The 12,537-nt window shown below is 39.0% G+C and carries 13 protein-coding genes, 1 pseudogene and 2 other annotated features; of the genes and pseudogenes, 13 read left to right on the top strand and 1 reads right to left on the bottom strand.

The window, feature by feature from the left end:
- The first annotated feature begins 74 nt into the window (after positions 1 to 74).
- The 12 genes and pseudogenes from ytaF to BMX30_RS04230 all read left to right on the top strand — a co-directional run bounded on the left by ytaF (position 75) and on the right by BMX30_RS04230 (position 11,394).
- Entirely contained in the window at positions 75 to 710 is a 636-nt protein-coding gene (ytaF, locus tag BMX30_RS04285) for a sporulation membrane protein YtaF (RefSeq protein ID WP_090741521.1), read from the top strand.
- 19 nt (positions 711 to 729) lie between these two features.
- The gene (coaE, locus tag BMX30_RS04280) at positions 730 to 1,326 is read left to right on the top strand and encodes a dephospho-CoA kinase (RefSeq protein WP_090741519.1); all 597 of its coding nucleotides are present in this window, start codon (positions 730 to 732) and stop codon (positions 1,324 to 1,326) included.
- A 168-nt stretch (positions 1,327 to 1,494) separates the two neighbouring features.
- Positions 1,495 to 2,526 carry a glyceraldehyde-3-phosphate dehydrogenase gene (locus tag BMX30_RS04275; protein ID WP_090741517.1) on the top strand — a complete coding sequence of 344 codons (1,032 nt, stop codon included), beginning with the start codon at positions 1,495 to 1,497 and terminating at the stop codon, positions 2,524 to 2,526.
- 174 nt (positions 2,527 to 2,700) lie between these two features.
- Positions 2,701 to 3,163: pseudogene (nrdR, locus tag BMX30_RS04270) on the top strand (transcriptional regulator NrdR).
- Between the two features lie 510 nt (positions 3,164 to 3,673).
- Positions 3,674 to 5,074, top strand: a complete 1,401-nt coding sequence (locus tag BMX30_RS04265; RefSeq protein ID WP_090741514.1) for a replication initiation and membrane attachment family protein — start codon at positions 3,674 to 3,676, stop codon at positions 5,072 to 5,074.
- A gap of 14 nt (positions 5,075 to 5,088) precedes the next feature.
- Entirely contained in the window at positions 5,089 to 6,021 is a 933-nt protein-coding gene (gene dnaI, locus BMX30_RS04260; protein ID WP_090741512.1) for a primosomal protein DnaI, read from the top strand.
- A gap of 406 nt (positions 6,022 to 6,427) precedes the next feature.
- Positions 6,428 to 7,294: a putative sporulation protein YtxC gene (ytxC, locus tag BMX30_RS04255; protein ID WP_090741510.1), complete on the top strand. Its 867-nt coding sequence runs from the start codon at positions 6,428 to 6,430 to the stop codon at positions 7,292 to 7,294.
- A 55-nt stretch (positions 7,295 to 7,349) separates the two neighbouring features.
- Positions 7,350 to 7,586: a binding site (T-box leader), on the top strand.
- A gap of 51 nt (positions 7,587 to 7,637) precedes the next feature.
- Positions 7,638 to 9,572 (top strand): threonine--tRNA ligase, encoded by a 1,935-nt coding sequence (gene thrS / locus BMX30_RS04250; protein WP_090741508.1) that lies wholly within the window; start codon positions 7,638 to 7,640, stop codon positions 9,570 to 9,572.
- Between the two features lie 126 nt (positions 9,573 to 9,698).
- Positions 9,699 to 9,831, top strand: a sequence feature (ribosomal protein L20 leader region).
- A 108-nt stretch (positions 9,832 to 9,939) separates the two neighbouring features.
- Entirely contained in the window at positions 9,940 to 10,443 is a 504-nt protein-coding gene (infC, locus tag BMX30_RS04245; protein ID WP_139195378.1) for a translation initiation factor IF-3, read from the top strand.
- 17 nt (positions 10,444 to 10,460) lie between these two features.
- The gene (rpmI, locus tag BMX30_RS04240; protein ID WP_090741507.1) at positions 10,461 to 10,661 is read left to right on the top strand and encodes a 50S ribosomal protein L35; all 201 of its coding nucleotides are present in this window, start codon (positions 10,461 to 10,463) and stop codon (positions 10,659 to 10,661) included.
- A 38-nt stretch (positions 10,662 to 10,699) separates the two neighbouring features.
- The gene (rplT, locus tag BMX30_RS04235; RefSeq protein WP_090741505.1) at positions 10,700 to 11,059 is read left to right on the top strand and encodes a 50S ribosomal protein L20; all 360 of its coding nucleotides are present in this window, start codon (positions 10,700 to 10,702) and stop codon (positions 11,057 to 11,059) included.
- A gap of 68 nt (positions 11,060 to 11,127) precedes the next feature.
- A complete protein-coding gene (locus tag BMX30_RS04230; protein WP_090741503.1) occupies positions 11,128 to 11,394 on the top strand; it encodes a DUF1294 domain-containing protein in 267 nt (88 codons plus the stop codon).
- Between the two features lie 48 nt (positions 11,395 to 11,442).
- On the opposite strand, the gene BMX30_RS04225 is transcribed toward BMX30_RS04230, so the two are convergent.
- Complete coding sequence (locus BMX30_RS04225) at positions 11,443 to 11,838, bottom strand: sigma-w pathway protein ysdB (protein WP_090741501.1); 396 nt, start codon at positions 11,836 to 11,838, stop codon at positions 11,443 to 11,445.
- A gap of 189 nt (positions 11,839 to 12,027) precedes the next feature.
- Between BMX30_RS04225 and BMX30_RS04220 the strand changes: the two genes are divergently transcribed.
- Entirely contained in the window at positions 12,028 to 12,519 is a 492-nt protein-coding gene (locus BMX30_RS04220; RefSeq protein ID WP_090741499.1) for a dUTP diphosphatase, read from the top strand.
- The last annotated feature ends 18 nt before the right edge of the window (positions 12,520 to 12,537 follow it).

Below are 12,537 nucleotides of genomic sequence, written 5' to 3'. Positions count from 1 at the left end.
TTAACGTTTTCGTTTAACCATGGATAGGCTTACTCCATATACTATTGTAGCGATTGACAGGAGGAGGCTTTTCCATGGTTCAGATTGTCTCATTACTTTTGCTTGCTTTCGCTGTCAGTCTTGACAGTTTTAGTGTAGGATTTACTTATGGATTAAGAAATGTAAAGATTCCTTTTAAGTCAATTTTCACCATTGCCATTTGTTCAGCCGGGGTCTTAATGGTTGCAATGACACTTGGCGAATTTCTCGAGAAAGTTCTTCCAGCATATTTGGCAGGTAAACTGGGAGGCTTGATTTTGATTCTAATGGGAGCTTGGATATTATATCAATTTTTTCGCCCAGATCATGCTGAGCCAGCAAAACATGACGAGAAGACGTTAATTAATTTTGAAATTCAATCGCTAGGTATCGTCATTAATATATTGAGAAAGCCAATGTCAGCAGACTTTGACCGTTCGGGAACAATTACCGGTATTGAAGCGCTTATGCTCGGGATGGCTCTTTCACTCGATGCGTTTGGAGCCGGAATTGGGGCAGCAATGTTAGGTTTTTCCCCTCTTTCTCTTGCTGCAGCAGCAGCAATTATGAGCTCGACATTTGTATTCGCGGGAATGAAAGCGGGAATCTTTTTATCAGGCTATAGCTGGGTTCAGAAGATTAGTTTTCTTCCTGGACTTCTGTTGATTATTGTTGGAATTTTCAAGCTCTAAGCAGAAAGGAACTATAAATATGTCGTTAACAATCGGACTAACTGGCGGTATTGCAAGCGGAAAAAGCACGGTATCTAAGATGCTGACCGAGATGGGAATGACCGTCATTGATGCAGATATTGAGGCAAGACTTGCAGTTGAAAAAGGAGAAAAAGCCTATAATGACATAGTTGGATATTTTGGGGTAGAGGTTCTTGACGAGGATGGATCTCTTAACCGAGAAAAGCTTGGGGCTATCGTTTTTCATGATGAAGCCAAACGAATGGCTTTAAATTCTTTCGTCCACCCGGCTGTTCGAGGAAGAATGCATGCTAAAAAAGAAAAAGCTGAACAAAGCGGGGAAAAGGCGATTATTTTAGATATCCCTCTTTTAATCGAGAGTAAACTACAATATATGGCAGATAAAATCTTACTAGTGTTTGTTGACGAAGAAACACAGCTTAAGAGATTAATGCAGCGGAATTCCTTAAGTGAAAAAGAAGCACAAGCAAGGATCAATTCGCAAATGCCTCTAAAGGATAAGGTAGAATATGCTGATGAAGTGATTGATAATAATGGCACAATTGAGGAAACTGAGCAGCAATTAAAGCAGATTTTAATGCGCTGGGGCATTTAAGGAAACCTAATAGGTTTCCTTTTTTTATGCTTAATGAAACATAATTTTGTAATTTTGTTGATATTTTAAAATGTATGCGTTTATTTATCACAAATAGAAATTAATATGTTATACTATTAGCAAATAAGTGGAACAAAAGTATAACATTAATGTGGAAGGAGCCGTAGCATGAAGGCTAAAATTGCAATTAATGGGTTTGGAAGAATTGGAAGGATGGTTTTTAGGAAAGCCATTCTTGATCATAATCTTGAAATTGTGGCAATCAATGCCAGCTATCCAGCTGAAACATTAGCACACTTAATCAAATATGATTCTAACCATGGGAAATTCGAGGCAGATGTAAGAGCTGAAGAAGAGGCTTTGATTGTTAATGGGAAGCGAGTTAGGATTCTAAATAATCGCAACCCAGAATCACTGCCTTGGAAAGAGTTAGAGATTGATATTGTCATAGAGGCAACCGGTAAATTCAATTCTCGGGATAAAGCGAGTTTGCATCTAGATGCAGGAGCGAAGAAGGTCATCTTAACCGCACCTGGAAAAAATGAAGACATCACCATTGTGATGGGTGTTAATGAAAGCGAGTTAAATCTTGAAAAGCATGATGTCATTTCAAATGCATCCTGCACAACGAATTGCCTTGCTCCAGTTGCTAAAGTTTTAGATGAACAGTTTGGAATTGAAAATGGGTTGATGACTACCATTCACTCATACACAAATGATCAAAAAAATATTGATAACCCTCATAAAGATTTACGGCGTGCACGCTCATGTGGTCAATCCATCATTCCAACCTCAACTGGGGCCGCGAAAGCACTCTCGCTCGTTTTGCCGCAGTTGAAGGGAAAGCTACATGGGATGGCCTTAAGGGTACCAACACCAAATGTATCACTCGTTGACCTAGTGGTTGATTTGAAGCGAGAGGTTACAATGGATGAGATTAACGAGGCTTTTGTTACGGCATCAAATGGCTCTTTAAAAGGGATCCTTGATTTTACAGATGAACCGCTCGTATCTATTGATTTTAATACAAATGATCACTCAGCAATCATCGATGGTCTTTCAACCATGGTAATTGGTGCTAATAAAGTGAAGGTACTTGCTTGGTACGATAACGAATGGGGCTACTCTTGCAGAGTAGTTGATCTTGCCAAATACGTGGCAAAAGAATTGCATCAGTGCTCAAAGATTAAAGTGCGTTAAAGGTAAAATACTCAATATTTGTAAGCTTGCCAGAACGAATGGCAAGCTTATTTATTTATATGTTAGGATAAACAGTTGTAGAGACTTTGACTTTTTTATAAGATATAATTAGATAATCAGTTGTGATGAGTTTATAACAGGTTACATAATCGAAATTCCGGAGTTGAGATATACATGAAATGTCCATCCTGTCACAATAGTTCGACCCGTGTGCTTGATTCCCGTCCAGTTGATGAGGGAAAATCGATTCGGCGAAGAAGGGAATGTGAAGCTTGTTCCTATCGCTTCACTACTTTTGAAAAGGTAGAGGATATTCCTTTAATTGTAGTTAAAAAAAGAAGGAACTAGGGAAGAGTTTAACAGGGAAAAACTATTAAGGGGTTTAATAAAAGCCTGTGAAAAGCGTCCTGTGGCCTTAAAGCAACTCGAAGACATTGTCTCAGAAGTTGAAAAGGAACTTCGAAACAATGGTATTTCAGAGGTGAAAAGTGAATCAATTGGTGAAATGATCATGGACAGGCTAGCGAAGGTTGATGAGGTCGCATATGTCAGGTTTGCTTCTGTTTATCGACAATTTAAAGATATAAACGTTTTTATAGATGAATTGAAGGAACTCATTAAAAAGGAACAATCATAAGCCGAGCTGAAGGGGAATCCTTGGCTCTTTTTTTATCAAGCCCTGTGCTCAATCATTGTTGTTTAAGTTAGCACTTTGATCTGATAAATAAGGGAATAAATTCCCCTTATTTAGTGAATGGCACTGAAATTAGCTAAAATAGAGGGAGAGATTCCCCTTATTTGAATCGAGAAGCCTGAAAATGGGTAATTTTGCTTTGTATAGAGGGAAAAAATCCCTCTATTTACCCGAAAACGAGCTCTAATCTGCATTTAACGGGAAAATTTCCCCTTATTTTCTATAGCTGGTTACTCAAATTAAGGGCTTGCCTTCTTTTTTAAATAAATTGATACAACAAGTCTAAGATTATATTCGATATGGCAAACCCTACCTTATATAAAAGAGATTTTTTAAATTAAACGAACTTATATTTTTTTATCGTCCAAATAGTTCTTCGCACGTAAAAAACGGCCTTGGGATTTTAACAACAGTCTTTAACAAAAAAGAATTTTTATTAAAGGGGGGAAAGATATGGCGCAGCACTGGCAGGAATTATTGCCGATTGATCAATATGTCGTTGCATCAAATGGGCTGTTACACGAATATGACCGGAAAGTGCTGACATTCTTATATCAGCCTTTAATTGGACCAGTCTGTCTCAGTTTATATATGACTCTTTGGACAGAACTTGAGGAAAGCCGTCTATGGTCTGAATCTACTACACATCATAGTTTAATGACTCTTCTTGACCTAAACTTGAAAGAGATCTATCAAGCACGCCTTAAACTTGAAGGAATGGGATTGCTAAAGACCTACGTGAAGAACGATGATGAAGAACGTTCATTCATTTATGAGTTACAGCCACCATTAACTCCAGAGCAATTCTTTCTTGATGGGATGCTAAATATTTATTTATATCGTAAAGTGGGTAAAAATCAGTTTTTTAGATTAAAACGTTTCTTTACCGATAAAACGGTAGGTCAGCAGGAGAAGTATGCGGAGGTAACAAGAGCATTCCAGGAGGTCTTTGTTTCCGCTTCACCTGACACTCTACGGTATCATAGTGATTCAGTGGGGGAGTTTGAACCAGAAGAAGGTCAGACCTTTATCGGACGTACGGACCCAGCAGGAATTCAAGTCGACGCAGAGACATTTGATTTTGATCTTTTATCCGCAGGGTTAAATGAATCGCTTGTTCCAAAGGAAGCATTAACGAAACGGGTAAAAGAAGCAATTAGCAATCTGGCTTTTCTTTATGGAATTGATTCCATTCAAATGAAAAACATTATCTTAAGTGCCCTTAACCCTGATAGTGAAATAGATATTGATGAGCTACGTAAAGCAGCTAGAGATTGGTACCAGTTTGAGCATCAAGATCAGCTGCCAGCGCTACTCGAGCGTACACAGCCCGTTCAATATCAATCCACTGTAACGAACCCTACTTCGCAAGAAGATAAACTGATGCATTATTTGGACAGGGCTTCTCCAAGAGAACTGCTCATTCAACTTTCTCAAGGGGCTTCTCCATCTAAGGCCGATTTACAAATTATTGAAGACATAATGTTTAACCAAAAGCTTCAGCCTGGAGTTGTGAATGTTTTAATTGAATATGTTATGCTCAGAACGGATATGAAGCTACACAAAAGTTATGTCGAAAAAATTGCCGGACATTGGGCGCGAAAGCAAATCAAGACGGTCAAGGAAGCGATGGATCTTGCGAAAAAAGAGCATCGTCAATATATGGAATGGGCAGAAGAGAAAAAATCTCGTCCAGCCCAACAGAAGAAAACAATTCGTAAAGAAATTCTTCCAGACTGGTTTGGTGAAAATAAGGATAGTAAAATAAGTGGGAAACAAGACCAAAAACAAGAAGACTTTGACTTTGAAAAAGAAAAAAGGCTACTTGAAGAAGAATTAAAGGAATTTAAATAGGGGAGGTGTACAGGGTGAAAAATATTAATGATGCCTTGAGGAAGTTAAATAACAATCAAAGCTTCCAACAACGATACGAGGCCCTTCGTGATGAAGTGCTTAGTGACCCACAAGTAACGGACTTTTTAAATCAGCATCGTGGTGAAATCACGAGAGATATGGTTGACAAAAGTTTAATGAAGCTTCATGAATATATTAATCAGAGCAAAGGATGCAGTGAGTGTAGCAGCCTTGCTAACTGTAAAAATATGCTGCAAGGGTACGAGCCTATCCTTGCTTTTAATGGGAAATTTATAGATGTTAAATATGACCGCTGTTCGAAAAAAATTATGCACGATGAGAAACAAAAGAATGAAAAGCTAATTGGCAGCCTTTATGTGCCTAGAGAAATCCTCAAAGCCTCTTTGGGCGATATTGACCTGAATGATTCTGGGCGGCTAATGGCGATTAAAATGGCTAAAGATTTTATTAAAAATTACACTCCTGGTGAAAAGCAAAAAGGCTTATATCTCCACGGTCCTTTTGGAACGGGGAAATCCTATTTGCTTGGAGCAATCGCGAACGAACTGGCCAAACGTCAGATAAGTTCTATGCTTGTTTATGTACCAGAGTTGTTTCGAGAAATGAAAAATGCTATTGGCAATAATTCTGTAAGTGAAAAACTAGATGTTATTAAGAAAGCGCCTATTCTGATGTTAGATGATATTGGGGCAGAGACGATGAGCAGTTGGGCCCGGGATGAAATACTAGGTCCTATCCTCCAATTTAGAATGGTGGAAAACTTGCCGACTTTCTTTACCTCAAACTTTGATATTAATGGTCTTGGCCATCATTTAACCTATAGTCAACGTGGAGAAGAAGAACAACTTAAGGCAGCAAGAATTCTCGAGAGAATTAGGTACCTTTCCGCACCAGTAAGAGTGGAAGGGCAAAATCGTCGTGAATAGAGTTTTTTGGGAGAAACCATATTTTTTGTGGTTTCTTTTTTTTGTGCAGCTGGAACATGCCGTTAAAAGCAGTGCGGTCGCAACGGTGCACAAAAAAAGTGCGACTCATGTATTCGTGCCTCATGAAAGCTTCATGGCGCGCAAAAAGAGGTCATCCCTTGATTTCGTGCTTCATGAAATCTTCATGGCGCACAAAAAGAGGTCCATCCCATGATTTCATGCTCCATGAAAGCTTCATGGCGCACAAAAAGAGGTCCCCCTTGATTCCATGCTTAAACTAAATTAGATGTCCGTTAATTCTAATGAAACCAATGAAATATCCAAACAGTGAAGATAGGTACTTCTAAAATGAACATGTCCCCCATATATTAAATCAGGAGATTTTAACACAAAAGGGGGGATATGGTTGATCGAAATCATCTTCCAAAAAGATCGTGATGCCCATAATATGTTTGGGCATATAGCTGGGCAGCTCTCTGCTGTTCAACTGGAGAATGGTACCATACAACTAGATGAAGCCCGAAATAAAATTAAAATATGTTTAAAAAATTTGCCCAATGCGGCCTTTCATACGATAAGGGAAAGCGTCTATGAATTTATCGTTTTAAAGAAGCGGGATGATTGGTTCAGAGAGATTCTATCTGAACGTTTTTTTTACAATGATCCACATGAACAAGAGCAGATTCTTGAAATTATTTATTCGGTTGTTGAAGGAAATAGGGAGGATCTAACCCCTTTTTTAAATGGCTCGGACGAAAAGAAGTATGTTTTTCATGCGATTGATGAGCTCTTTAAAGGAAACATTAGTTTTTCCTTCGATTCTTTCGTGGTGTTCCGCTTAAAGCCATTTTTTAATAAGTTGCGAAACTATGTTGAAGTGGCAATCGACGAATACAAACTTGAACAGGAGTATCAAATGTTTGTGCAGACTTTAAGAGATTTCTTATCGGGGAGACCTGCACTGCATGAATGTATCCATCTGATTCTTGATGAAGAAACAATCTTTTATGACGAGAATTATAGAGAAATGAAACGGAGTGAGCTGGTGAAAGGGATTGATCGGAAGCTATTAGGGAATCATCCAATTTACGTAGATTCGGTCACAATTGCACCCTTACTATCGATGGCTCCGTCGACCATTTACCTATATACGAATCAGCCCGAACAGCCGTTAGTCAGAACAATTGGCAATATCTTTGAAGAGCGGGTAAAAACGGCTCCGGTAAAGTCATTTTATGAAAATAAACAATTATCGAATGAAAAAGTCCAATAGTCCCCTTGATTTTCAAAAGTTTACAAACTATAATTACCTACATAATATGAATCAAGAAACAGTACTGATGAGGACAAGGGCTATTCTTTTACGGTTTGCAGAGAGGGAAGGCAAGGCTGAAACCTTCCTAACACGAGAGATTTGGCATACCACCTCTGAACTTCAGTTGCGAACACTTCGGTAAGTAGTAGCTGACGGTTATAGCCGTTATCTAAAGCCAAAGCCGTTATTTGGGCATTTATGCTTATAACGGGAAACTGGGTGGAACCACGAAATCAAACTCGTCCCTATTTTTATAGGGACGAGTTTTTTTATTTTTATAAGAAATTGGAGGAAATACATTATGGCAGACATGATTAAGTTGACATTTCCAGATGGAGCAGTAAAGGAATTTTCTGCCGGTACGACGATCGAAGACGTTGCAGCTTCCATTAGTCCGGGACTAAAGAAAAAAGCACTTGCTGGTAAAGTTGATGGAGAGATGTATGATTTGCGTCGTCCAATTGAAGCAGACGGAGCAATTGAGATCATTACAACAGACCGCCCAGAAGCACTTGAAGTACTTCGCCACAGTACAGCACATTTAATGGCGCAAGCAATCAAGCGTTTATATAAAAATGTAAAGCTCGGAGTAGGACCTGTGATTGAAGGCGGATTCTATTATGATATGGATATGGAGCAGTCTCTGACTCCTGAAGACCTACCACTAATCGAAAAAGAAATGAAGAAAATCATCAATGAGAACATTGAAATTGTTCGCACTGAGGTTAGCCGCGACGAAGCCATCCAGCGCTACACAGAAATTGGCGATGAATATAAGCTTGAGTTGATTGAGGCTATTCCGGCAGACGAAACAGTTACTATTTATGAGCAGGGTGATTTCTTTGACCTTTGCCGTGGCGTGCATGTTCCGTCAACTGGTAAGCTGAAAGAATTCAAACTTCTTAGCATTGCAGGCGCTTATTGGCGTGGAGATAGCGATAATAAAATGCTTCAGCGTATTTATGGTACAGCCTTCTTCAAGAAGGAAGACTTAGCTGAGCACTTACGCTTGCTAGAAGAAGCAAAAGAACGTGATCATCGTAAACTTGGGAAAGAGCTTGGTCTCTTTACTAACTCGCAAAAGGTTGGTCAAGGACTACCTCTTTGGCTTCCAAAAGGAGCAACGATTCGCCGCATTATCGAACGTTATATTGTCGATAAAGAAGTAAGCCTTGGCTATGACCATGTGTATACACCAATTATGGCAAACGTTGAATTATATAAAACTTCTGGACACTGGGATCACTACCATGAGGATATGTTCCCAACAATGGATATGGATAATGAACAATTGGTTCTTAGACCAATGAACTGTCCACACCATATGATGGTTTATAAAAACAGCATGCACAGCTATCGTGAATTGCCAATTCGAATTGCTGAGTTAGGAACAATGCACCGTTATGAAATGTCAGGCGCGCTATCAGGTCTACAGCGTGTTCGTGGTATGACATTAAATGACGCCCATGTATTTGTCCGTCCTGACCAAATAAAGGAAGAGTTCAAACGCGTTGTGGAATTAATTCTTGCGGTTTATAAAGATTTCGATCTTAAAGACTATTCTTTCAGATTATCTTACCGTGACCCACAAGATACAGAGAAATATTTCAATGATGATGAGATGTGGGAAAAAGCACAGAGCATGCTGAAAGAAGCAATGGACGAGATGGGTCATGACTATTATGAAGCTGAAGGTGAAGCTGCATTCTACGGTCCAAAGCTTGATGTTCAGGTAAAAACAGCACTTGGAAAAGAGGAGACTCTTTCAACTGTCCAGCTAGATTTCTTACTTCCAGAACGCTTTGACCTAACTTATATCGGCGAAGACGGCAAGCACCACCGTCCAGTTGTTATTCACCGTGGCGTTGTCTCCACAATGGAGCGCTTTGTTGCCTTCTTAATTGAAGAATACAAAGGGGCATTCCCGACATGGCTTGCGCCGATTCAAGCACAAGTGATTCCTGTTTCTCCTGACGTTCACTTTGATTATGCGAAACAGGTACAGGAAAAATTAAAGTCAGAAGGTTTCCGTGTGGAATTGGATAGTCGTGAAGAGAAAATCGGTTATAAAATTCGTGAAGCTCAAATGCAAAAAATTCCATATATGTTAGTTGTAGGAGACAAGGAAATCGAAGAAAACGCCGTGAATGTCCGCAAATACGGGGAACAGAAGTCTGAGACAATTGGTTTTGAAACATTCCTTGAAGGGTTCCGTAAAGAAGCAAAAAAATTCTAGTATAAAAAAAGATTGCTTACTTCTTTAGAATTTGATACAATACAAATCGTTGCAGTAATAACTAGCGATTCGTTGACAGAGTATCAACGTTGTGATATAGTTACAAAGGTAAAATTGAATACGGTTTGTGGAAAGAAGAAGCACCCGCTTCTCACCTGATCGACGCATTAGAGCAGTTGACAGGTATTTACGTTAACGACTGTTCATTTCGTGTGATTTCGTAAAAGTGTGGGTGTTTCGCCCGCACTTTTTTATTTTGCAAAAAGTCGATCAGCGGTTGGCGACTGAGAAAAGCTTCTGCGATATATTCTTTACCCAAACACTGTATTCTGATAAAACCTGGAGGTGGCTAACTATTAGCAAAGATATGCTGTTGAATGAGGGTATCCGTGCCCGTGAACTTCGTCTTATTGACCAAAATGGCGATCAGCTAGGAATTAAAACAAAAATTGAAGCGCTTGAAATTGCTTCTCGTGTAAATCTTGATGTTGTCCTTGTGGCACCGAATGCGAAACCACCTGTAGCCCGGATCATGGACTATGGTAAATTTAAATTCGAGCAACAAAAGAAAGAGAAAGAAGCACGTAAAAATCAAAAAATCATTACAACTAAAGAAGTGCGTCTGAGCCCAACGATTGATGAGCATGACTTTAACACAAAGTTACGTAATGCCATTAAATTCTTGGAAAAAGGCGATAAAGTAAAAGCTTCGATTCGATTTAAAGGTCGTGCAATTACTCACAAAGAAATTGGTCAGCGTGTTTTAGATCGTTTCTCTCAAGCATGCAAGGATGTTGCTACAGTCGAGTCCCATCCAAAGATGGACGGACGCAGCATGTTTCTGGTTTTAGCCCCTAAAAACGAAAAGTAACAAGGAGGAAGTTCCTAATGCCAAAAATGAAAACTCACCGCGGCGCTGCAAAGCGTTTCAAGAAAACTGGATCAGGCAAACTCAAGCGTTCACACGCTTTTACTAGCCATATGTTCGCAAACAAATCCCAAAAGCAAAAGCGTAAGCTTCGCAAGGGTGCAATTGTTTCAAAAGGTGATTTCAAACGTATTCGCCATCTACTAGACAACATTAAGTAAACTCGGGAACATCTCGATTTATATAGGAGGGAAATTACATGCCACGTGTTAAAGGCGGTTCAGTTACGCGTCAGCGTCGTAAAAAAGTAATTAAATTAGCAAAAGGTTATTACGGTTCAAAACATACATTATACAAAGTTGCTAATCAGCAGGTAATGAAATCATTACAATATGCTTACCGCGATCGTCGCCAGAAGAAGCGCGACTTCCGTAAACTTTGGATCACTCGTATCAACGCAGCAGCTCGCATGAACGGTCTTTCTTACAGCCGTTTAATGCACGGTTTGAAACTTGCAGGTGTTGAAGTTAACCGTAAAATGTTAGCTGAGCTTGCTATTTCTGATGAAAAAGCATTTGCTCAATTAGCTGATGTTGCAAAATCTGCTTACGCAAAGTAAGTTATTGTTAAGTAAAGCCATTCCTATTTAGGGGATGGTTTTTTCTTTTGGAGAGGAAGAATACCTACATGAATCCCGAACTAGTAGTTTTTTATCTTTTATTTATGAATGTATTAGGATTTTATCTAATGGGTGCTGATAAAAGACGTGCAAAAGAGAAGAAGTACCGCATTAGTGAACGGACCCTTTGGGCAATAGCCTTTTTAGGGGGAGCGAGTGGAATGACAGTAGGAATGAACTCTTTTCGGCATAAGACAAAACATGCACAGTTTAAATATGGCTTGCCCCTTGTTGTGCTGCTACATATAGCTGTGTTCATTTACTTTCGCTTGTAATCTAAAAAACCCGTCTGGAGGATTCCAGACGGGTTTTATGCTAGTATTCTATTCAAAATCAGGCTTTTTTTCCATAAACTCTTTGACGGGGCTTTTCCAACTAATCGCTGCACCAGGATAGACCTCGTGAATTTGGTCCTCGATATAAATAAAATCTTCATAAGCTAAACCCTTTAGCGCGGCCGTATTTTTTGGCCAAAGAAAGATTGAAACAACCTCAAAGGCATACTCTGTTGTCCCTAAATATTTCTCTCCCTCAAATAATACCCCTTTATAGGTTAGGTGGAAGTTTTTTCGCACGTTTTCCTGATCGTCTAAGAAATAAAACTGTCTTTTCTCATGAGCAAGCTCTAATTTTCTTTTGGGGCTCACGAGATATTTTACGGTCGTATATAAAATGAAAATGATTGAGGCAAAAAGTAGAAGTCGAAAAATCCATAGCATCACTGTTTCCTCCACTGCTTATTTTCCTTATTTACGAATCTACCTACCGAATAGTTTCATTTAATTATAAATTTCCTTTATAATTTTGGCTGTGACGTAGTACATTGTTAGATTTACATATTGTTGATTGGAGAAAAAAATCAACAGCCGCGGTTAACGTAATCATTATTTAAAAGGAGGAGGTTTTGCATGAATCTTGAAAAACTTTATAAAATGCAATTTGGTCTTGATCAACATATTGAGCAAAAACATGGATTAGTGGAAGAGGATTTATTTGACCGGAAGATCCTCGCACTTTTGGTCGAACTCGGTGAATTGGCTAATGAGACAAGATGTTTTAAGTTTTGGAGCGTTAAGCCAGCTTCGGACTCTAAGGTTATTTTAGAAGAGTTTGTAGATGGAATCCATTTTATTTTATCTGTCGGGATTGAGTGTGGATTTGAGTTTAAAGAGGAGGAGATGGTCGAACAAGCCTCTGCTAACTCGGTTTCGGAACAGTTTCTAAAGGTCTATGGGTCCATTAACGAATTTCGCTCGACAAAGACGATGTCAGTCTACACGAGGATGTTCAGGGATTATTTAGATTTAGCGGTAATGTTAGGTTTTACCGAAAAAGAAATCGAGCAGGCATATATTCAAAAAAATGAAGTAAATTATGATAGGCAGCAAAAAGGTTATTGATGGCTTGTTTTGTACTTT

The organism is Mesobacillus persicus (assembly GCF_900109925.1).
GTDB lineage: Bacteria > Bacillota > Bacilli > Bacillales > Cytobacillaceae > Mesobacillus_B > Mesobacillus_B persicus.
The sequence above is the reverse complement of the archived record's forward strand: the minus strand, read 5'-3'. Positions and strand labels throughout refer to the sequence as shown.